General features: G+C 70.4%; 20 protein-coding genes. 5 read left to right on the top strand and 15 right to left on the bottom strand.

Annotated features, from left to right (window positions below):
• Nucleotides 1–353: 353 nt before the first annotated feature.
• From dhaM to nucS, 7 genes are all read right to left on the bottom strand, one after another.
• Nucleotides 354–1,028, bottom strand: coding sequence for a dihydroxyacetone kinase phosphoryl donor subunit DhaM (gene dhaM, locus AC07EG_RS37090; RefSeq protein WP_478257944.1), 675 nt, complete (start codon nt 1,026–1,028; stop codon nt 354–356).
• Nucleotides 1,025–1,666: a dihydroxyacetone kinase subunit DhaL gene (dhaL, locus tag AC07EG_RS37085; RefSeq protein WP_478257943.1), complete on the bottom strand. Its 642-nt coding sequence runs from the start codon at nt 1,664–1,666 to the stop codon at nt 1,025–1,027. Before dhaL ends, dhaM begins: the two co-directional genes overlap by 4 nt.
• A 1-nt stretch (nt 1,667) precedes the next feature.
• Nucleotides 1,668–2,669 (bottom strand): dihydroxyacetone kinase subunit DhaK, encoded by a 1,002-nt coding sequence (gene dhaK / locus AC07EG_RS37080; protein WP_478257942.1) that lies wholly within the window; start codon nt 2,667–2,669, stop codon nt 1,668–1,670.
• Between the two features lie 78 nt (nt 2,670–2,747).
• A complete protein-coding gene (locus AC07EG_RS37075; RefSeq protein ID WP_478257941.1) occupies nt 2,748–3,761 on the bottom strand; it encodes a DUF3558 domain-containing protein in 1,014 nt (337 codons plus the stop codon).
• A 55-nt stretch (nt 3,762–3,816) separates the two neighbouring features.
• On the bottom strand, nt 3,817–4,068 hold the full coding sequence (locus AC07EG_RS37070) for a hypothetical protein (RefSeq protein WP_478257940.1): 252 nt from the start codon (nt 4,066–4,068) through the stop codon (nt 3,817–3,819).
• Nucleotides 4,069–4,080: 12 nt separating this feature from the next.
• Complete coding sequence (locus tag AC07EG_RS37065; RefSeq protein ID WP_478257939.1) at nt 4,081–5,763, bottom strand: sodium:solute symporter family protein; 1,683 nt, start codon at nt 5,761–5,763, stop codon at nt 4,081–4,083.
• Between the two features lie 593 nt (nt 5,764–6,356).
• Entirely contained in the window at nt 6,357–7,016 is a 660-nt protein-coding gene (nucS, locus tag AC07EG_RS37060) for an endonuclease NucS (protein WP_478257938.1), read from the bottom strand.
• Nucleotides 7,017–7,119: 103 nt separating this feature from the next.
• Here nucS and AC07EG_RS37055 point away from each other — a divergent pair, with 103 nt between their 5' ends.
• A complete protein-coding gene (locus AC07EG_RS37055; protein WP_478257963.1) occupies nt 7,120–7,605 on the top strand; it encodes an NUDIX domain-containing protein in 486 nt (161 codons plus the stop codon).
• A 193-nt stretch (nt 7,606–7,798) separates the two neighbouring features.
• Nucleotides 7,799–8,779: a hypothetical protein gene (locus AC07EG_RS37050; protein ID WP_478257937.1), complete on the top strand. Its 981-nt coding sequence runs from the start codon at nt 7,799–7,801 to the stop codon at nt 8,777–8,779.
• Between the two features lie 58 nt (nt 8,780–8,837).
• On the opposite strand, the gene AC07EG_RS37045 is transcribed toward AC07EG_RS37050, so the two are convergent.
• Nucleotides 8,838–9,611, bottom strand: a complete 774-nt coding sequence (locus AC07EG_RS37045) for an enoyl-CoA hydratase-related protein (protein ID WP_478257936.1) — start codon at nt 9,609–9,611, stop codon at nt 8,838–8,840.
• A 65-nt stretch (nt 9,612–9,676) separates the two neighbouring features.
• Here AC07EG_RS37045 and AC07EG_RS37040 point away from each other — a divergent pair, with 65 nt between their 5' ends.
• On the top strand, nt 9,677–11,131 hold the full coding sequence (locus AC07EG_RS37040) for an FtsK/SpoIIIE domain-containing protein (protein WP_478257935.1): 1,455 nt from the start codon (nt 9,677–9,679) through the stop codon (nt 11,129–11,131).
• On the opposite strand, the gene AC07EG_RS37035 is transcribed toward AC07EG_RS37040, so the two are convergent.
• Nucleotides 11,114–13,132, bottom strand: coding sequence for a protein meaA (locus AC07EG_RS37035; RefSeq protein ID WP_478257934.1), 2,019 nt, complete (start codon nt 13,130–13,132; stop codon nt 11,114–11,116). The two genes, AC07EG_RS37040 and AC07EG_RS37035, sit on opposite strands and share 18 nt — an antisense overlap.
• Before the next feature lie 118 nt (nt 13,133–13,250).
• Here AC07EG_RS37035 and AC07EG_RS37030 point away from each other — a divergent pair, with 118 nt between their 5' ends.
• The gene (locus AC07EG_RS37030; RefSeq protein WP_478257933.1) at nt 13,251–13,871 is read left to right on the top strand and encodes a LysE family translocator; all 621 of its coding nucleotides are present in this window, start codon (nt 13,251–13,253) and stop codon (nt 13,869–13,871) included.
• Between the two features lie 6 nt (nt 13,872–13,877).
• Here the strand turns inward: AC07EG_RS37030 and AC07EG_RS37025 are convergent, their stop codons facing one another.
• Together AC07EG_RS37025 and murA are read right to left on the bottom strand one after the other, a co-directional pair.
• Nucleotides 13,878–14,309, bottom strand: coding sequence for a pyridoxamine 5'-phosphate oxidase family protein (locus AC07EG_RS37025; RefSeq protein WP_478257932.1), 432 nt, complete (start codon nt 14,307–14,309; stop codon nt 13,878–13,880).
• A 24-nt stretch (nt 14,310–14,333) separates the two neighbouring features.
• Complete coding sequence (murA, locus tag AC07EG_RS37020) at nt 14,334–15,611, bottom strand: UDP-N-acetylglucosamine 1-carboxyvinyltransferase (RefSeq protein ID WP_478257931.1); 1,278 nt, start codon at nt 15,609–15,611, stop codon at nt 14,334–14,336.
• Nucleotides 15,612–16,073: 462 nt separating this feature from the next.
• On the opposite strand from murA, the gene AC07EG_RS37015 reads away from it, so the two are divergent.
• Nucleotides 16,074–16,649, top strand: coding sequence for a cob(I)yrinic acid a,c-diamide adenosyltransferase (locus AC07EG_RS37015; protein ID WP_478257930.1), 576 nt, complete (start codon nt 16,074–16,076; stop codon nt 16,647–16,649).
• A 43-nt stretch (nt 16,650–16,692) separates the two neighbouring features.
• Here AC07EG_RS37015 and AC07EG_RS37010 read toward each other — a convergent pair whose 3' ends face one another.
• The 4 genes from AC07EG_RS37010 to AC07EG_RS36995 all read right to left on the bottom strand — a co-directional run bounded on the left by AC07EG_RS37010 (nt 16,693) and on the right by AC07EG_RS36995 (nt 20,020).
• Nucleotides 16,693–17,124, bottom strand: a complete 432-nt coding sequence (locus tag AC07EG_RS37010) for a DUF2550 domain-containing protein (protein ID WP_478257929.1) — start codon at nt 17,122–17,124, stop codon at nt 16,693–16,695.
• Nucleotides 17,125–17,151: 27 nt separating this feature from the next.
• Entirely contained in the window at nt 17,152–17,511 is a 360-nt protein-coding gene (locus AC07EG_RS37005; RefSeq protein ID WP_478257928.1) for a F0F1 ATP synthase subunit epsilon, read from the bottom strand.
• Between the two features lie 137 nt (nt 17,512–17,648).
• A complete protein-coding gene (gene atpD, locus AC07EG_RS37000) occupies nt 17,649–19,076 on the bottom strand; it encodes a F0F1 ATP synthase subunit beta (protein ID WP_478257927.1) in 1,428 nt (475 codons plus the stop codon).
• Nucleotides 19,076–20,020, bottom strand: coding sequence for a F0F1 ATP synthase subunit gamma (locus AC07EG_RS36995; protein WP_478257926.1), 945 nt, complete (start codon nt 20,018–20,020; stop codon nt 19,076–19,078). The genes atpD and AC07EG_RS36995 overlap by 1 nt, the downstream gene beginning before the upstream one ends.
• Nucleotide 20,021: the final 1 nt, after the last annotated feature.

The following is a 20,021-nucleotide window of genomic DNA, read 5'->3' as shown; positions in this document are numbered from 1 at the left end:
CGGGTTAGCAGGCTTCTGTGCTTCGGTGGATTTGGCCGGGCCTCCCGTCGCGCTGGAGGGCCTGGCCTCTTGTTGCCGGGGGTGAGCAACCGATTCCTGTTGCGCTGATCGGGGCAGCAGGCTTGCGCAGGCCGGTGGACCGGCCTCCTGTTGCGCTGGTTGCTCGGCCGATTTCCGTTGCGCCAGTTGGGTTAGCCAGCCTTCCTGTGGCTTGGGTGGCCCGATCCCCTGTCGTGTTGGGTGACCGGGTTCCTGTAGCGCCGGTTGAGTCAGCCGGATTGTTATTGCGGTGCTTGGGTTGGCCCGGCTCCCAGTGGCGTGAGCCGGGCTTCGGTGGGCTGGGTGGCGGCCGACTATTCGTTGAAGTTGTTGTCGATCAGGGTGCGGGCTCGCGCGATGGCGTCAGCGGCTTGGGGGCCACGTGCGTCGAGGTGGATTTTGTCGCCTTGGCGGGCGCCCAGCGACATCAGGCCCAGCACGCTGCGGGCGTCGACCTCGGCGTCGCGGAGGCGGACTCGGACCTCGGCGTCCACGTCGGCCAGGGTTCGGGCGAGCAGGGCGGCCGGGCGGGCGTGCAGGCCCACCTCGTTGCGCAGGGTGAACTCGGCGGACTCCTCGGCCGGGCGGTCCGCGGCCTCCGCCGGGTCCGGCGCCGCACCGGCCGAGGCGGCGGCGTAGACCACCGCGGTCCGGTCGGCCCCGCCCTGCGCGGCCACCGCGGCGGCGACCGCGCCCTCGACCAGTGGGGCGTCGGCCACCACCGCGGCGTTCGGGTCCGCCAGCGATTCGGTGGCCAGTTCGGCGGTCATCTGCGCGCTGCCCAGGTCGTACAGCAGCACCACCCCGGCACCCGAATCGGCGCGCTGCACGGCGGCGACCACGGCGTCGTAGTCGGTGCCGAGCCCGCCCCCGTCCAAGCCACCGGCGGGCACCACGGTCACCTCCGGCGCCATCTCGGCCGCCAGCTCCGCCACGCCCTCGGCCAGCTTCGCGCTGTGCGACACCAGCACCAGACCCACGCGGCTCATCGGGCGGCCTCCGCGAAGGCACGCAGCAGCAGCGCCGTCGAGCGCGCGCCCGGGTCGGCGTGGCCGACCGCCCGCTCCCCCAGGTACGAGGCGCGGCCCTTGCGCGGCACCAGGTCCACTGTGGATTCACAACCGCGGTCCGCGGCGTCCGCGGCGGCGGTCAGCACGGCGGCGATGTCGACGACGTCGGCTCCCCCCTGCTTCGCGGCCGACTCGGCGGCCTCCACCGCGGGCGCCAGCGCGTCGATCATGGTCGCGTCGCCGACCTCCGCCTTGCCCCGCGCCTTCACCCCGTCCAGCCCGGCCCGCAACGCGGTCACCACCGCCTCGGCGTCCAATGAGGACACATCGCCGAGTGAAGTCGAGGCTCGCAGGAAAGCCGTGCCGTACAACGGTCCCGCCGCGCCGCCGACCTTCGAGATCAACGTGGTGGCCACGGTCTTCAACACCGCCGCGGGCGAACCCGGTGCCGCGGAGTCCAAAGCGGACAGCACGGCGGTGAAGCCGCGGTTGAGGTTCTCGCCGTGGTCGGCGTCCCCGATCGCCCGGTCCAGCTCGACCAGCTCGGCCCGGTGCTCGCCGACCACCTCGGCCGCCGCCCGGATGGCGCGGACCACGCCCTGTGCGTCACAACCCATTTCAGACTCCCCACCGCAGCGCCGGCGTGTTGACCCAGGCATCCCACAACTCGACCAGTTCGTCGTCCAGTTTCAGCAGCGTCAAGCTGATCCCCTGCATCTCCAGGCTGGTGACGTACGGCCCGACCAGCCGCCGCTCCACGGTGATGCCCTGTTCGGCGAGCAGCCGCTCGGCGATGCCGTGCGCCAGGTACAGCTCGACCTGCGGGGTGCCGCCCATCGAGTTGGTGAACAGCAGCACCCGGTCGCCCTCGCCGAACGGCAGGTCCTCGGTGATCGCGCGGAGCATGCGGGCCACCAGCTGGTCGGCGGGCTCGGCCGGGATCCGCTCGCGGCCCGGCTCGCCGTGGATGCCGATGCCGAATTCGATCTCGTCGTCGGCCAGGGTGAAACTCGGCTCACCGGCGTGCGGCACGGTGGGCGGGGTGAGCGCGACGCCGATCGAGCGCACCTGGCCGATCACCCGGCGGGCGACGGCTTCCACGTCGTCGAGCGAGTACCGGCGTTCGGCGGCGGCCCCGGCGATCTTCTCCAGCAGCACGGTGCCGCCCACCCCGCGGCGACCGGCGGTGAAGGTGGAGTCGGCGACCGCCACGTCGTCGTCGATCACCACGCTGCGCACCTCGGTGCCCTCGGCGGCGGCCAGTTCCGCGGCGGTCTCGAAGTTCAGCACGTCGCCGGTGTAGTTCTTCACGATCAGCAGCGCGCCGGCGGCGGAGGTGGTGGCTTCGACGGCGGCCTGCACCGCGTCCGGCGTCGGCGAGGTGAACACCGCACCCGGCACCGCGGCGTCGAGCATGCCCGGCCCGACGAAACCACCGTGCAGCGGTTCGTGCCCGGACCCGCCGCCGGAGATCACCGACACCTTGCCGTCCACCGGCGCGTCGGCCCGGACCACCAGTGCCGGGTCCTCGACCACCCGCAGCAGCCCGGGGTGCGCCGCGGCCAAGCCTCTCAGCGATTCGACGACCACGTCGGCCGGATCGTTGATGATCTTCTTCATCGAAGCCTCCCGCACTGGACAACGCTGCGGGACCTTCCTACCTCCCCCGGCCCGCCGGCGCCAAGGCAGACGCGCGCGTCAGGGCTTCGGCAGCTTGGCGACCACGCTCTTGGCCACCTTGACCGCCTTGTCGCAGGAACCGTCGGACTCCGGGGTGCCGTCGGCGCCCTGGTAGTCCACTTCGGCCTGTTCGGCGGTCTCCATGCCGTACTCGTCGGTGCCGGTGGTCCGGTGCTGCCAGGTCACCGTGCACTCCGGGGAGTCCTTCACCCGGACCTTGCTGTAGCCCCGCACCCCGCCACCGAGGTCGACCGGGTTGGCGCCGTCCTCCTCGGCCGGGGCGGAGGTGGGCCGGAAGTTGATCATCACCTGCGGGCTGCGCGAGCGGATGGCGCAGCCGTGCAGGCCCATCGGCGACGGCTCGTCCGGCTTGCCGCCGAGCACCTCGGCCACCACCGCGGCGTCCACGCTGACGCAGGCGTCCACGCCGATCACCGAACCGGCCGGGTTCGGGTGCTTCTTCGGATTGCTGTGCAGGGCCTTGACCAGCCGCTGCATCGTCGTGCGCCCGGCACCGCACGGGTCACCGCCGGGATAGCCGACCTGCAGCACGATGCCGGACTTCGGCTCCTTCGAGGTCACCACGGTGACCGAGCAGTCGTCGCCGTCCTTCCGCTCCAGCTGCGGCAGGCCCTCGACGGCGGTCTTCGCCTCGTCGATCGAGCCGATGAGGATGCCGCCGATCTCCAGCGAGACCTTGATCTCCTTCTTCCCCGCGTCGGTGACGTCCACCGAGCAGCGGTCCCAGCCGCTGGGCCGCGGCTCGGCCGGGGTGCCGACCCCGCTGAACGCCTCGGCCGAGAGCAGCGCGCACGGCTCGATCAGCCGCAGTGCCGCCGCCGACACGGCCGGGTCGGTGATCTCGCCGTTCGGCGCCGGGCCGGTGCCGCCGGACGCGCCCGGTTCCGGCGGCACCGTGGTGCGCTGGAAGTTCGAGCGGGCCAGGTCGGCACCGCACCCGGCGACCGAACCGAGCAGGAGTACGGCCACCGCGGCGGTCACCGCGGATCGGAGGCGCACAGCTGAAGACACGGGTTGCACGGTAGCGGCCCGCCGGCCGCCACGCGTGCACAACCTCGTCATCCGGTCATTCGGTGGCCGGCGGCGGCACCGCCAGCGGCCGCAGCTTCGCCCACAGCACGAAGGCCACGGCGAAGACCAGCATGCCGATCCCGGCCCACAGGTTGATGTTCAGCCCGTCGGCGCGGTTCAGCTCCTCCTCGGTGGTGAAGCCGATACCCATCACCAGCAGGACGAGGCCGTAGACGCCCATCAGCAACGCGATGATCAGCCGGATGTCGAAGCCGCCGGCGCGGCGCGGGGTGGATTCCGTGCTCATGTCCCGGCCCTCCTAGAAGATGATGTTCAGCACGATGGTGATCGCCAGCACGATGCCGGCCAGCAGGCCCGGCTTGCGGTACCAGCCGCTGTCCTCACCGGTGTCCGAGTGCTTCAGCGTGTCCTTCGGCGTGAGCGAGTACACCAGGCCGACCAGCTGCGACTCCGGCTTGGGCTGGGTGGCGTAGGTGACCGCCACGCTGACCACCACGTCGACCACGAAGGCCGCACCGGCACCGATGAAGCTGGCGCCCTGGCCGGGCAGGTCCCACACCCCGGTCTCGGCGAGGAGGAACACGCCGATCGCGGCGAGCGTGCCCGAGACCAGGCCGGTCCAGCCGGCGGTCGCGGTCATCCGCTTCCAGAACATGCCGAGGATGAACGTGGCGAACAGCGGCGCGTTGAAGAACGAGAACAGCTGCTGCAGGTAGTCCATCAGGTTCGAGTAGCTGGACGCGATGAACGCGGTGCCGATGGCCAGGATGGTGCCCGCGGCGGTGACCAGGCGGCCGAAGCTGAGGTAGTAGCCGTCCGGTTTGTCCTTCTTGACGTAGGACTGCCAGATGTCGTAGGTGAACACCGTGTTGAACGAGCTGAGGTTCGCCGCCATGCCGGCCATGAACGAGGCCAGCAGACCGGCGATGGCGATGCCGAGCATGCCGTTGGGCAGCAGGTCGCGCATCAGCAGCAGCAGGGCGTAGTTGTAGTCCACGCCTTCGACGTCGGCACCGCCCTTGAACTGCACCAGCTCGGTGACGGTGACCGCGGCGATCATGCCGGGGATGATCACGATGAACGGGATCAGCAGCTTCGGGAAGGCACCGATGATCGGCGTGCGGCGCGCGGCCGACATGCTCTTCGACGCCATCGCGCGCTGGACCTCGACGAAGTTGGTGGTCCAGTACCCGAAGGAGAGCACGAACCCGAGGCCGAAGACCAGGCCGAGCACGGAGAGGAAGTTGTTGCCGAAACCGGTCAGCTCGTTGCCCGGCCAGGAGTTGAGCTGCTCCGCGCCGCCGGGGCTGTTGGTCACCTTGTCCACCAGGCCCTGCCAGCCGCCGACCTTGTAGAGGCCGACGAAGGTCAGCGGCACCAGCGCGGCGACGATCACGAAGAACTGCAGCACCTCGTTGTAGATCGCGGCGGACAGGCCGCCGAGCGCGGTGTAGGCGAGCACGATCACCGCGGCCAGGATCACCGACACCCAGATCGGCCAGCCCAGCAGCAGGTTCACCACGGTGGCCAGCAGGAACAGGTTGGCGCCCGCGATCAGGATCTGGGCGACCGCGAAGCTGATGCCGTTGACCAGGTGGGCGGGTTTGCCGAAGCGGCGCAGCATGAACTCGGGCACGCTGCGGACCTTCGAGCCGTAGTAGAACGGCATCATCACGATGCCGAGGAACAGCATCGCCGGGACCGCGCCGATCCAGAAGTAGTGCGCGGTCGGCATGCCGTACTGCGCGCCGTTCGCCGACATCCCCATGACCTCGATCGCGCCGAGGTTCGCCGAGATGAAGGCGAGACCGGTCACCCAGGCCGGGAGCGACCGGCCGGAGAGGAAGAAGTCGAGACTGGTCGACACCTGCCTGCGGGCGAGGTAGCCGATGCCCAACACCAGAACGAAGTAGAACGCGAGCAGGACGTAGTCCACCGCGTTCGCGTCTAGCCGCAGGTTCGCCTCAGCGAGCACACCCACCGGCCACCTCCAAGTTCAAACATCATCCAACAAGACCCACCAACGGGCGGACCTTACTGCATCAGGCTTAACCGGTACAGGGGAGGTTTCTCCAGCGCCGCCCCGCCAACCGAACGCAACTCAACGACCGCCAGTCGCGGGAAGCGTACGACTCCGGGGCTGGATCCGCAGATCAGCGCGAGAACGGGCGACGGGCACCCGCGCGAGCGGCTGTCCGGGTTGCCGGGGAACTGCCCGGTCGGGCACGTGGAGGCACGGCGGGCGAGGCGGGTGACTGCCCGGATTGCCCGGGGAAACTGCCCGGTCGGGCACGTGACGGCGGGGAGTTGGGCCGCTCGCCCGGAAAATTGCCTGATCGGTCACATCGCCGGCACGTGGCCCCTCGGCGGGCGAGCCGGGTGGCTGCCCGGTCGGGCACGTGGCCGCCCGCTCAGCGGAGCGAGCGGCCGCCCGGGTGTCCGGAGAACCGCCCGGCCGGGACGTGGCAGTCCGATCAGCGAGGCGGGCCACAGCCCGGGTTGCCTGGAGAGCTGCCCGGCTGAGCAGCTGGCGGGCGAGCCGGGTGAGCGTGGCCCGTCAGCCGCGGGGGCCGATCAGAACAGGCGGAATTCGTCCGAATCGGTGCCCCGGAGTTTGTCGTAGTCGAGGGTGAGGCAGCGGATGCCGCGGTCCTCGGCGAGCGTGCGGGCCTGCGGCTTGATCTGCTGCGCGGCGAACACCCCGCGCACCGGGGCGAGCAGGGGGTCGCGGTTGAGCAGTTCCAGGTAGCGCGTCAGCTGCTCGACCCCGTCGATCTCACCGCGGCGCTTGATCTCCACCGCCACCGAGACGCCATCGGCGTCGCGGGCCATGATGTCGACCGGGCCGATCGCGGTCGGGAACTCCCGCCGCACCAGCGAGTAGCCCTCGCCGAGGGTGCTGATGTGCTCGGCCAGCAGTTCCTGCAGGTGCGCTTCGACACCGTCCTTGACCAGGCCGGGTTCGGCGCCCAGTTCGTGCGCCGAGTCGTGCAGGATCTCGGCGAGGCTGATCACCAGCTTCTCGCCCGCCTTGTTCTGCACGGTCCAGATGTCGCGGTCCTCGATCAGCCAGCACGGCGGGCTCATCCAGTTCAGCGGTTTGTAGGCGCGGTCGTCCGAGTGGATCGAGACCGAGCCGTCGGCCTTGATCAGCAGCAGCCGGGTGGCCATCGGCAGATGGGCGGTGAGGCGGCCGGCGTAGTCGACCTGGCAGCGAGCGATGACAAGACGCACCCGGCGAAGGGTAGGCCAACACCGACCCCCGCCCGGCAGACACCCCGATACTGGGCGGGTGATCGAACGCATCAGCTCCCGTCAGGTTTACCGCAACAACTGGATGACCGTGCGCGAGGACGACATCCGCCGCGAGGACGGCAGCGCCGGCATCTACGGCGTGGTGGACAAGCCGGAATTCGCCCTGGTCATCCCGGCGGAGGAGGACCGGCTGCACCTGGTCGAGCAGTACCGGTACCCGCTCGGCGCCCGGACCTGGGAATTCGTGCAGGGCACCGCGCCGAACCACGCGGACGTCGACCCGGCCGAGCTGGCCGCCCGCGAACTCCGCGAGGAGACCGGTCTCGAAGCCGGGTCGATGACCGAACTGGGCGGGCTGGCGCTGGCCCCGGGGCTGACCAGCCAGCGCGGGCGCGTCTACCTGGCCACCGAACTGCGCACCGGGCCGCCGCAACGGGAACTCGAAGAACAGGACATGCACACCGAGTGGTTCACCCGCGAGAAGTTCGAGAAAATGATCCTCAGTGGGGAAATAACCGACGCTCCGACAATTGCCGCATACGCATTGCTCCGCCTGCGCGGACATTGAAGACAATTGCTGTCAAGTAGTTTCGAATAGCTCACAAAGTCCTTGACCTGCTCCTGGACCGGCGGTTTCAGCCCAGCTTGAAATCGGTCCACCCTGCCGGTAAATCGATCCACAGCAAGGTGAAGTTCGTGTAGATTGGTTCTGGTCAGGGGCAGTGTTCGAACACCCGTGCTATTCGAACCAAAGGACGAGTATGTCTTTGCGCAATTCGGTCATCGGCATCACCGCCGCGGTGCTCACCGCGCTGGCACTGGCGCCGGCGGCTTCGGCCGCACCGGAGGGACCGTTCTCCGGCCGCGACCGGGACTTCACCCTCGACGGCTCGGAGGACCTGCTCAGCCGCAAGCCGAACGGGCAGCTGGCCGTTTCCCCGTGGTGGCCCATGGCGGGTTACGGGGCGTCGGTGCCGATCAACAACGGCTGGAACAACGCGCACTGGCTCTCCGCCGGTGACGTCACCGGTGACGGCAAGCCCGACGTGCTCGCCGAGGTCAACGGTGTGCTCACCGCGCACAAGCACTCCGGCACCTACAGCGCGGGCAACCCGTGGGGCACGCTGAACGGCACCGAGCAGTTCGGCGGCTGGGGCTGGAACTTCTTCGACCAGAAGGTGCTCTACGACGAGGACGGCAACGGCCTGGTCGACGTCACCGCGCGGGAGATCAGCACCGGCAAGATGTTCGTCTGGCTGACCGGCATCGAGAACGGCAAGATCGTGGTCAGCTCGAAGATCGAGATGGGCACCGGCTGGGGCGACATCGACCAGTTCGACATCGCCGACCTGAACTTCGACGGCATCAGCGACTGGGTGGTCCGCCAGGGCGACGCCCTGGTCGCCTACTACGGCCAGCCCGCGCCGGCGGCCAAGTCGAGCGGCCCCACGCCGAAGCGCGCGGTGACCGACGCCGTCGCCGCCCCGGAGGCGAAGGGCGCTGAAGCGAAGGCCGCGGCCGCGCCGGAGTACCAGATCCTCAGCGAGGGCTGGAGCCTGGCGAACGCGTTCGAGATCAAGGACGTCGACGCCGATGACAAGCCCGACCTGGTCGGCAGGCTGACCGCGAACGGCCAGCTGGTGGCGTTCCTCAACCACACCACCGAGGCCGGTGGGCTCACCTGGTTCTCCGGCCAGATGCAGCTCGGCACCGGCTGGGCCAACGACAGCTTTATCAGTTAGTCCTGCCGAGCTCCGGGGGCGTGCGCTTGCTGGGGGTGAGCGCACGCCCCCGCTTTTCTCAGTCCGGCCAGACCGGCTGGCGCTTTTCCAGGAAGGCGGCCATGCCCTCCTTGGCCCCCGGCAGTTGTGACGCCGCGGCCATCACCTCCAGCGCGATCGCGTAGGCGTCGGCCTCCGGGCGGTCCAGCTGCGCGTACAGCGTCTGCTTGCCGAGCGCCTTGCTCGCCCGGCTGCCCCGCGTCGCCCTGGCCAGCAGGTCGGCCACCGCCCGGTCCAGTTCGGCGTCCGGCACCACCCGGTTCACCAGGCCCCAGTCCAGTGCGGTGGCCGCGTCCACCACGTCACCGGTCAGCGCCAGCTCCATCAGCCGCTTCCGCCCGATCGCCCTGGCCACCGGCACCGCCGGGGTGTGGCAGAACCAGCCGCCCTTGCCGCCGGGCAGGGCGAAACCGGCCGATTCGGCGGCGACCGCCAGATCGCAGGAAGCCACCAGCTGGCACCCGGCGGCCGTCGCCAGGCCGTGCACCCGCGCGATCACCACCTGCGGCACCGACTGGATGGTGCGCATCAGCTCGGTGCACAACTGCAACAGCTCCCGCACCCCGGTCAGGTCACGCGCCGCCACGTCGCCGAAGTCGTGCCCCGCCGAGAAAACCGGGCCGGCCCCCGCCAGCACGATCCCGGTCGCCTCGGAGCTCCCCGCTTCGCGGAACGCCGCGAGCAGTTCGCCGAGGTGCTCGGCGGACAGCGAATTCCGCCGCGCCGCCCGGTTCATCGTGATGGTGACGGTGTCGCCGTCCTGCTCGTGGCTCAGGTGCTGGTACTCGCCCATGACACCCGACCGTAGGCGGCGCCGCGAACACCCTCAACCACCGCGCGTTGTGGCAGGCTGAACACGTGCTGCTCGAGCTGCTCGGGGTCGACGACCCCGACGACCCCGGCCACCCACCGGCGCTCCGCACCGCGTGGAGCACCGGGCTCGACCTGCGCACCCCGCTCGGCCACGGGGAAACCGGGGAACCGGTGGAACTCGACCTGGCCGCGCACTGGATCTGCGTCGGCATGCCGGGCAGCGGGAAGTCCGAGCTGGTGCGGACCGCGGTCACCGGACTGGCCGTGCGCAACTCCCCCGAATGCCTGAACTTCCTGCTGGCGGGCACCGCCGACGGCCTGGCGGCACTGCCGCACGTGGCCGGCGTCGCCCGTGACACCGACCAGTTCATCGACCTGCTCGACGACGAGGTCCGCCACCGCCTCCGGCTGCGCGCGTCCGGCGACCTCGACAAGGCACCGGCGCTGGTCGTGGTGGCCGACGAGATCGGCGAGGCGAGCACCCGCAAACCGCTGCTCGCCGACAGCCTGCTCCGGGCCGCGCAGCTCGGCGACGAACTGCGGGTGCACCTGCTGCTGACCAGCCGCACCCCGCCCACCGGCGCGCTGCGCGGGCTCTACGCCTTCGCGCCCGGCCGCATCGCGCTGCCGGGGGCCACACCCGCCACGGAACACCAGATCCTCGGTGTGCCGGACGTGGCGCCGCTGCCCGCGCTGCCGGGGAACGGTTACCTCAAGAGCGACTTCACCCAGCTCCCGGCGCGGTTCGAGCTGGCGCGGGTGCCGGCGGGCCGGCTCGGGCAACTGGGTGAGCTGATGAAGGCGCACGGCAATCCCGCCCGGCCGCTGTGGCCGCCGCTGGGCACGGTCACCTACGACGTGGTCCGCGAGCACCACGAAGGCGACGGCATCCCGTTCGTGCTGCCGCGGGAGTTCTCCGCCCCGCTGGAACTCGATTTCACCGCCGAACCGCACCTGCTGGTCTTCGGCGGTCCCCGGACCGGCCGCACGTCGGTGCTGCGCACGGTGCTCCGGGGCGTGATGAACCGCTACACCGTCGCGGAGGCGGTGGTCATCGTGGCCGACTTCCGCCGGCGGTTGCGCGGGCTGGTCGAGCCGGATCGGCTGCTCGCCTACGCGACCACACCCGAGGAGCTGCGCACCGTCGTCGGTGACGCGGTGACCTCCATCCGCAAGCGGCTCGGCCAGGACTGGCACGGCCCGGACCTGTTCTTCGTGGTCGACGACTACGACTCGACGCCGCCGGCGACCGACGAGCTGGCGCCGCTGCTGGAACTGCTCCACCACGGCAGGCAGATCGGCCTGCGGTTCATCGCGGCGGGCACCGGCGCGATGGCGGCGAACCCGATCGTCGCCGCGCTGGCCGACGCCCCGGCGCTGCGGCTCACCGGTCGCGTCCTGCCCGGCACCCGGCCGCCGCTGCCCGAAGCAGGGCTCGCCGAGTACGGCGGCGAGCCGGTGCTGGTGCCGTGGCACCAGCACTCAGCCGAGCCCGCGTGACTCCCGGATCACCGTCACGATCTCGTCCATGATCTCGGTCAGCTCGTAGTCCTTCGGCGTGAACACCCGCGCGATGCCGCGATCGGTGAGCAGCTTGGCGTCGTCGGGCGGGATGATGCCGCCGACGATCACCGGCACGTCACCGGCCCCGGCCGCCCGCAGCCCGTCGACCACCTCCGGCACCACTTCCAGGTGCGAGCCGGAGAGCACGGACAGCCCGATGACGTGCACGCCCTCCTGCACGGCGGCGGCGACGATCTGTTCCGGGGTGAGCCGGATGCCCTGGTAGACGACCTCGAACCCGGCGTCCCGCGCCCGCACGGCGACCTGCTCGGCCCCGTTCGAATGCCCGTCCAGCCCCGGCTTCCCGACCAGGATGCGCAGGCGTTCGCCGAGTTCCTCCCCGGTTCCGGCGACCCGCGCGCGCACCCGCGCCAGCTGCTCGCCGGACCCCCCGGAACCGGAGGCCGCGCTCACCCCGGTCGGGGCGCGGTACTCGCCGAAGATCTCGCGCAGCGCACCCGACCACTCCCCCGTCGTCACCCCGGCCGCCGCGCAGGCCAGCGTGGCGTCGAACAGGTTCTCCGTGGTCTTCGCGATCGCGCGCAGGTTCGCCAGCGACTGCTCGACAGCCTTGTTGTCCCTGGTGGACCGCCATTGCTCCAGCGCGCTGACGGCCTGCTTCTCCACCACCGGATCGATCGTCTCGATCGCCTTCGCACCTTCGGCCTGCAGCGGGCTCGGCTCGGTGGTGTCGAACCTGTTGACCCCGACCAGCACCCGCTCCCCGGACTCCACCTTGCGCCGGTGGTCGGCGAAGGAGGCCACCAGCTGCGACTTCATGTAGCCGCTCTCCACCGCGGCGACCGCCCCGCCCAGCTCCAGCACCCGGTCGATCTCCGCCCGCGCCCCGGCGACGATCTCGTCCACCTTGGCCTGGATCACGTGCGAGCCGTCGAAGATGTCCTCGTACTCCAGCAGGTCCGTCTCGTAGGCGAGCACCTGCTGCATGCGCAGGGCCCACTGCTGGTCCCACGGCCGGGGCAGGCCGAGCGCCTCGTTCCACGCCGGGAGCTGGATCGCCCTGGCCCGCGCGCCACGCGAGAGCGACACGGCCAGCATCTCCAGCACGATGCGCTGCACGTTGTTCTCCGGCTGCGCCTCGGTCAGCCCCAGCGAGTTGACCTGCACGCCGTAGCGCAGCCGCCGGGCCTTCGGGTCCTCGACGCCGTAGCGGTCACGGGTGATCTCGTCCCAGAGCGCGGTGAACGCGCGCATCTTGGACATCTCCTCGACGAACCGCACGCCGGCGTTGACGAAGAAGGAGATCCGGGCGACCACCTTGGCCATGTCCGACGGCTCGACCTGGCCGGAGTCGCGGACCGCGTCGAGCACCGCGATCGCCGTGCACAACGCGTAGGCGACCTCCTGCGTCGGCGTCGCACCCGCTTCCTGCAGGTGGTAGCTGCAGATGTTGATCGGGTTCCAGCGCGGCACGTGGTGCACCGTCCAGGCGATCACGTCGGTGATCAGCCGCAGGCTGGGGCCCGGCGGGAAGATGTAGGTGCCGCGGGAGAGGTACTCCTTGATGATGTCGTTCTGCGTGGTGCCGGTCAGCTTCGCCAGCACCTCGTCCACGTCGCGGCCCTCGGCTTCCGCCTGCTCCTTCGCCACGGTGACGTAGAGCGCCAGCAACCACATGGCGGGCGCGTTGATGGTCATCGAGGTGTTGGCCTCGGCGAGCGGGATGCCGTCGAACAGCCGTCGCATGTCGCCGAGGTGCGCCACCGGCACGCCGACCTTGCCGACCTCGCCCTTGGCGAGCTTGTGGTCGGCGTCGTAACCGGTCTGCGTGGGCAGGTCGAAGGCGACCGAAAGGCCGGTCTGCCCCTTGGCCAGGTTCCGGCGGTACAGCTCGTTCGACGCGGCGGCGGAGGAGTGCCCGGCGTAGGTGCGCATCACCCAGGGCCGGTCGCGCTCGCGGTCGGTGGGATAGGGCACGGCTACCTCCCGGAGTGGGCGTTTCCGCGAGTGTACTCATCGGTAACATATTCGTCCGGACGACTGTGACCGAAAACCGCGGGCTCAACGCCTGGTTCACCCATTAGCCTCAGCCACTGTGACTTGGAGCGTGTACGGCAGTTACCTGGCCGTGGTGGTGCTGGTCGTGCTGGCCCCCGGGCCGGACACGATGGTGGTGCTGAAGAACTCGGTGGCCGGCGGGTTCCGCGGCGGCCTGGTGGCCAGTTCCGGCATCCTCGTCGGCAACCTGCTCCAGGGCAGCGCCGCCGCGCTCGGCCTCGGCGCGGTGATCGCGCACTCCCAGCCGCTGTTCCTCACGCTCAAGTGGCTCGGCGTCGCCTACCTCTGCTACCTGGGCTTCCAGGCGCTGCGTGGCGCCTGGAAGGGCGACTACCAGGCGCTGGACGGGATGAGCGGCGCCCGCGGGTTCCGCCGGTTCCGCGAGGGCTTCCTGTCCAACGTGACCAATCCGAAGGTGCTGATCCTCTACCTGTCGGTGCTGCCGCAGTTCCTCGACCCGGCGGTCACCACCACGCTGGACGCGCTGCTGCTCGCCTACACCGTCGGCGTGCTCGGCTTCGCCTGGCTGATGGTGCTGCTGTTCTTCGTGCACCGGGTGCGGGTGTGGCTGCGGCGCCGCCGGGTCCGCCGCACGCTGGACGCGGTCACCGGCGGCGCGCTGCTCGGCTTCGGCGCCCTGCTGGCCGCCGAAGCCTGAGCCGCCTCAGGCCTTGCGGTAGTCGGTGCTCAGCCAGCGCTCCGGGCGCATGCGGATGAGCGCCGATTCCTCGGCCTTGAAGTTCTCCTGGAAGAACTTCTCCCCCTCCTCCGGCCCCAGGTAGCGGATCGAGATCGCGCGGACCGGCTCGGCGGGCGCGGGCACTTCGAAGCCGACGACCGGCCCTTCGGCCGTCACGTACTGGTACGGCCACTCCTCCACCTGCGCGGTGAGGGCGAACCGGCCGGCCTCGCGGATCAGCTTGCCCTTGACCGTGTCGGGCCCGGTCCACAGCAGCACCTCACCGCCGGGTTCGTAGCCGTACCAGATCGGCACGGCCAGCGGCGCGCGGCCGGACCGCTCCACCGCCACCACCCCGACGTGGACGCCGGCCAGGAAGCGCTCCCGCTCTTCCTCGGTCATCGTGAATGACGCCATCAGGTTTCCCCGTTCCCTCGCGGATCACTTGGCCCGGTCGGGGACCTCCGAGACGCGCTCGATGCGGGCCCCCAGCCGGTTCAGATTCTCCACGAAATGCGGGTAACCGCGGTCGATGTGGAAGACGTCCCAGACTTCGGTGACGTTGTCGGCGCACAACCCGGCCAGCACCAGCCCGGCCCCGGCACGGATGTCGGAGGCCCAGACCGGCGCGCTGGAGAGCCGCTCGACCCCGCGGACCACGGCGTGGTGGCCGTCGGTGCGGGCGTCGGCGGACAGCCGCATCATCTCCTCGATGAACCGGAACCGCGCCTCGTAGACGTTCTCGGTGATCATCGAGGTGCCCTCGGACACCGCGGAGAGCGCCACCGCGAACGGCTGCAGGTCGGTGGCGAAACCCGGGTACGGCAGGGTCACCCAGTCGACCGCGGTCGGCCGCTCGGCCTGCACGATCCGGAACCCCTTGTCGTCGAAGGTGGTCACGTCGGCGCCGGCCAGGCGCAGCTTGTCCAGCACCAGTTCCAGGTGGTGCGGGTTGACCCCGCGCACGGTCAGGTCACCCCGGGTCATCGCGGCGGCGAAGGCCCAGGTGGCGCCGACGATCCGGTCACCGATCACCACGTGCTGGGTCGGGTGCAGCTGCGTCACGCCGTGCACGGTCAGCGTGGAGGTGCCCGCGCCCTCGATCTTGGCGCCCATCTCGGTGAGCATCTGGCAGATGTCGACCAGCTCCGGCTCGCGCGCGGCGTTGTCGATCACCGTGGTGCCCTCGGCCAGCACGGCCGCCATCAGGATGTTCTCGGTCGCGCCCACGCTGGGGAAGTCCAGCCAGATCTGCGCGCCGTGCAGGCCCTCGGCCTCGGCGACCACGCAGCCGTGCTCGATGGTGCTGGTGGCCCCGAGCTTGCGCAGGCCGTTCTGGTGCATGTCCAGCGGCCGCTGGCCGATCGCGTCACCGCCGGGCAGCGCCACCACGGCCTTGCGCAGCCTGCCGACCAGCGGGCCCAGCACGCAGACCGAGGCCCGCAGCTTGCCCATCGCGGCCGAGTCGGCGCGGTGCGACAGCTCGGCGGGGGTGGTGATGCGCACGGTGCCGCCGTCCAGCTCGACCTCGCAGCCCACGCTGCGCAGCACGTCCGCCATCAGCGGCACGTCGAGGATCTGCGGGCAGTTGGTGATCGTGGTGGTGCCCTCGGCCAGCAGGGCCGCGGCCATCAGCTTGAGGACGCTGTTCTTCGCCCCCACCACATCGACCTCACCGACCAGCCGGGCGCCGCCATGGACGTCGAAGTGCTCGCTCATGAGCGCCAATAATGCCCGCCGCACAAGGAGGCCCGGTGGACGGGTCCTGCCTGGAGCGGTCCCGGGTTCCGGGCCGGGGCGGTCGCCGACGACTGGCCGGGCAACGCCCGACCGACGCCCACCTCACGGGCAGACGTCGGCTAGGAACCACCGCCGAAGACGGCTGGTCACGACTCCTGCCCGCCGACCGATCCGGTCTCCACCACCCAATACTTCCGGGCCACACAGCAGCCGCCGAGAACTGGCCGGGCAACGCCCGACCGACGCCCACCTCACGGGCAGACGTCGGCCGGGAACCACCGCCGAGGACCGCTGGTCGCGGTTCCTGCCCCGCCGACCGACCAGGGGTGCGTCTGCCGAGGAGTCAGCCGCGGCCTGACTGAGCGCGGAGCCCGGCCGATCCGGCCTTCACCGCCCAACGCTTCCGGGCCGGGGCGGCCGCCAGCGACTAGCCTCGGCGGTATGCCTGTACGGATCAACCGCGTCTACACCAGGGTCGGCGACAACGGCACCACCGCGCTCGGTGACGGCTCCCGCGTGCCGAAGACATCGGCGCGCCTGGGGGCCTACGCCGACGTCGACGAGACGAATTCGGTGCTGGGCCTGGCGATCGCCGTCGGTGGTCTGCCGGACGAGCTCACCGAGGTGCTGCGCTCGGTGCAGAACGACCTGTTCGACGTGGGCGCCGACCTGTGCGCCCCGGTGGTCGAGGACCCGCCGTACCCGCCGCTGCGGATCACCCCCGCGTACGTGGAGCGGCTGGAGGGGTGGTGCGACCGGTTCAACGAGCGGTTGCCGAAGCTGACCTCGTTCATCCTGCCCGGCGGCACCCCCGGCGCGGCGTTCCTGCACCAGGCGCGCACGGTCTCGCGGCGGGCGGAGCGCTCGGGCTGGGCACTGGTCGAAGCCGAACCGGACACCACGAACGAGGTGGCGGTGAAGTACCTGAACCGCCTGTCCGACCTGCTGTTCATCCTGGCCCGCCTGGCCAACCCGGACGGCGACGTCCTGTGGACCCCGGGCGGCGACCGCACCTGAACACCGGGCTTCCGGGGCGGGAGGCGCCCCGGGAACCGGCCCCTCAGCCCCAGTGGACCCGGCGGCCGGGCGGGGCGGATTCCAGCCACGACAGGAAGCCGGTCAGGGCGCCGGGGCCCATGGCGATCTCGATCGGGTTCTTGCCGCCGGATTCGCAGCGGAGCACCTTCGAACCGGCGGGCACGGCGTAGGACTCGTAGCCCTCCGGATCCCGCCGGTCGGCGATCTCCAGGTGCTCACGCCGGTACACCCGGTCCGGCTTCAGCCGCAGGCTCCACACCCGGTACCAGACGAACTCCTCGCCCTCGTACCGGCCGATGCCCAGGTGCCAGCTCTCCCGGCTGTCATCGGGCCGCCAGCGCAGGGCGACGCTCACGCCGCCACCGCGCCGCATCCGGACCCACCGCAGCGCGTACCAGACCGCGACCAGCAGCAGGGCCAGCAGGAGCCACAGAACGATCAAACTCGCGTCCATGGCCGGCTCCCGCTCTCGCCCGCTCGCTCAGGCCGTCTGCCCGGCCGCCCGCAGCCTCGCCTGGGCCCTCGCCCGCTCGGCCTCGTCGCCGGCCTGCTGGAGCGCGGTCCTGGCTTCGGCCACGTCGATCTCGTCGGCCAGCTCGGCGGACTCCGCGAGGATGATCACCGCGGTGGCCGTGACGGACAGGAAACCGCCGTGCACCGCGGCGACGAAGGTCTCACCGTCGGTGGTGTTCACCTTGACCACGCCGCCCTCGACCAGCTGGCCGAGCACCGGCTCGTGGCCCGGCATGACGCCGATCTCACCCTCGGTGGTCTGGGCGACCACGAAGGTGGCCTGGCCCGACCAGAGGCGACGCTCGACCGCGACAAGCTCAACGGACATCTCAGCCACGTGGCTCTCCTTCACATCGGGCGCGCTTGTAGTTGAGTGTAATAGCAGGCTCGCCGCGCGCCGGGCCCACTACCAGAAGGCGGGGCCGGAGTCCACAGAGGACACCCAGCCCCGCCGTCGAGCGAGAACTACTTCTTGGTGATCTCGCGGTACTTCTTCTCGAGGTCCTCGAGCCCACCGATACCGAGGAACGCCTGCTCGGGGTAGCTGTCGAAGTCACCCTTGGTGATCTTGTCGAAGGCCTCGATGGTCTCGGCCAGCGGCACGGTGGAGCCCGGCTGCCCGGTGAACTGCTCGGCGACCAGCATGTTCTGCGACAGGAAGCGCTCGATGCGGCGCGCCCGGTTCACCGTGAGCTTGTCCTCCTCGGACAGCTCGTCCATACCGAGGATCGCGATGATGTCCTGCAGCTCCTTGTACTTCTGCAGGATCGCGATGACCTCGGAGGCCACCCGGTAGTGCTCCTCGCCGACGATCGCCGGGTCGAGGATCGTCGAGGTCGACGCCAGCGGGTCCACCGCCGGGAAGATGCCCTTCTGGAACACCGACCGCGAAAGCTCGGTGGTGGCGTCCAGGTGGGCGAAGGTGGTCGCCGGGGCCGGGTCGGTGTAGTCGTCCGCCGGCACGTAGATCGCCTGCATCGAGGTGATCGAGCGGCCACGGGTCGAGGTGATCCGCTCCTGCAACTCACCCATCTCGTCGGCCAGCGTCGGCTGGTAACCCACCGCCGAAGGCATCCGGCCCAGCAGGGTGGAGACCTCGGAACCGGCCTGGGTGAACCGGAAGATGTTGTCGATGAACAGCAGCACGTCCTGGTTCTGCACATCGCGGAAGTACTCCGCCATGGTCAGCGCGGACAGCGCGACCCGCATGCGGGTGCCCGGCGGCTCGTCCATCTGGCCGAACACGAGCGCGGTGTCGTTGATGACGCCGTCCTCGCTCATCTCCAGGAACAGGTCGTTGCCCTCACGGGTGCGCTCGCCGACCCCGGCGAACACCGACGTACCACCGAAGTTCCTGGCGACACGGGTGATCATCTCCTTGATCAGCACCGTCTTGCCGACGCCGGCACCGCCGAACAGGCCGATCTTGCCACCCTGCACGTACGGGGTGAGCAGGTCGACGACCTTGAGGCCGGTCTCCAGCATCTCGGTCTTGCCCTCGAGCTGGTCGAACGCCGGCGGCTTGCGGTGGATGCCCCACCGCTCCAGCTCGGCGCCGTAGCCCGGCTCGTCGAGGCACTCGCCGAGCGCGTTGTAGACGTGGCCCTTGACCTTGTCGCCCACCGGCACGGTGATCGGGCCACCGGTGTCGGTCACCTCGGCCCCCCGCACCAGGCCGTCCTGCGGCTGGAGCGAAATGGTGCGCACGAGGTTGTCACCGAGGTGGCTGGCGACCTCGAGGGTCACCGTCTTGCGCAGCTGCTCGAACTCGATCTCGACGGTCAGCGCGTTGAACTGGTCGGGAACGGCACCGCGGGGGAATTCGACGTCGACGACCGGACCGGTCACCGAGACGATCCTGCCCTTGGCGGCAGCGGATTCAGTCGTAGTCATCAATCATCACTTCCCACTCCGGCGAGCGCGTCAGCGCCACCGACGATTTCGCTGATCTCCTGGGTGATCTGCGCCTGGCGCGCCTGGTTCGCTTCCCGGGTGAGCGAGTCCACCAGTTCGGTCGCGTTGTCCGAGGCCGACTTCATCGCGGTCCGCTTCGCGGCCAGCTCCGAGGCCGCCGACTCCAGCAACGCCGCGAAGATCCGCGTGTTGATGTACTTCGGCAGCAGGGCGGCGAGCAGCCTGTCCGCGCTCGGCTCGAACTCGTAGGAGGACTGGAGCCCGCTGGGGGCCTCCTGCCCTTCCTCGGTGTACTCGACCTCGAGCGGGGCGACCCGCTTGGCGACCGGCTTCTGGGTCAGCATCGAGTGGAACTCGGTGTAGACCACGTGGATCTCGTCCACGCCGAGCACCCCGTCGGGACCGGGGCCTTCGCCCTCGTTGTCCGCGCCGGCCAGGAACGCCTCGACCAGCGTCTCCGCGGCGGGCTTGGCGTTCTCGAAGCGAGGCTGCTGGCTGAACCCGGTCCAGCTGTCGGCGACCTCGCGGTCGCGGAAGCGGAAGTAGTTCAGCCCCTTGGCACCGATCACGTAGACCTGGGGGGTCTTGCCCTCCGAGCGCAGCAGCGACAGCAGTTCCTCGGCGGCACGCAGCACGTTGGCGTTGTACGCACCGCAGAGGCCCTTGTCACTGGTCACGATCAGCACGGCCGCCCGCCGCGGGTTCTCCCGCTCGACCAACATCGGGTGGTCGAGGTTGGCCGCCCCGCCCGCCAGCGCGGAGAGCACGTTGGTGATCTCCTCCGCGTACGGACGGGAAGCGGCCACCCGGGCCTGCGCCTTGGTGATGCGCGAGGTGGCGATGAGCTCCATCGCCTTGGTGATCTTCCCGATCGACTTGGTCGCGCGGATGCGCGACCGCAGTTCGCGTAGCTGTGCGGCCATG

This window comes from Amycolatopsis sp. NPDC045836 (genome assembly GCF_056431745.1).
This window is presented reverse-complemented; position numbering and strand designations above follow the sequence as displayed.

Excerpts from the sequence above, each read along its gene's own strand:
- dhaM (WP_478257944.1), bottom strand. The coding sequence starts at position 1,028 with ATGAGCCGCGTGGGTCTGGTGCTGGTGTCGCACAGCGCGAAGCTGGCC.
- dhaL (WP_478257943.1), bottom strand. The coding sequence starts at position 1,666 with ATGGGTTGTGACGCACAGGGCGTGGTCCGCGCCATCCGGGCGGCGGCC.
- dhaK (WP_478257942.1), bottom strand. The coding sequence starts at position 2,669 with ATGAAGAAGATCATCAACGATCCGGCCGACGTGGTCGTCGAATCGCTG.
- AC07EG_RS37070 (WP_478257940.1), bottom strand. The coding sequence starts at position 4,068 with ATGAGCACGGAATCCACCCCGCGCCGCGCCGGCGGCTTCGACATCCGG.
- AC07EG_RS37055 (WP_478257963.1), top strand. The coding sequence starts at position 7,120 with ATGACCGTGCGCGAGGACGACATCCGCCGCGAGGACGGCAGCGCCGGC.
- AC07EG_RS37050 (WP_478257937.1), top strand. The coding sequence starts at position 7,799 with ATGTCTTTGCGCAATTCGGTCATCGGCATCACCGCCGCGGTGCTCACC.
- AC07EG_RS37045 (WP_478257936.1), bottom strand. The coding sequence starts at position 9,611 with ATGGGCGAGTACCAGCACCTGAGCCACGAGCAGGACGGCGACACCGTC.
- AC07EG_RS37025 (WP_478257932.1), bottom strand. The coding sequence starts at position 14,309 with ATGGCGTCATTCACGATGACCGAGGAAGAGCGGGAGCGCTTCCTGGCC.
- murA (WP_478257931.1), bottom strand. The coding sequence starts at position 15,611 with ATGAGCGAGCACTTCGACGTCCATGGCGGCGCCCGGCTGGTCGGTGAG.
- AC07EG_RS37015 (WP_478257930.1), top strand. The coding sequence starts at position 16,074 with ATGCCTGTACGGATCAACCGCGTCTACACCAGGGTCGGCGACAACGGC.
- AC07EG_RS37010 (WP_478257929.1), bottom strand. The coding sequence starts at position 17,124 with ATGGACGCGAGTTTGATCGTTCTGTGGCTCCTGCTGGCCCTGCTGCTG.
- AC07EG_RS37005 (WP_478257928.1), bottom strand. The coding sequence starts at position 17,511 with ATGTCCGTTGAGCTTGTCGCGGTCGAGCGTCGCCTCTGGTCGGGCCAG.
- atpD (WP_478257927.1), bottom strand. The coding sequence starts at position 19,076 with ATGACTACGACTGAATCCGCTGCCGCCAAGGGCAGGATCGTCTCGGTG.
- AC07EG_RS36995 (WP_478257926.1), bottom strand. The coding sequence starts at position 20,020 with ATGGCCGCACAGCTACGCGAACTGCGGTCGCGCATCCGCGCGACCAAG.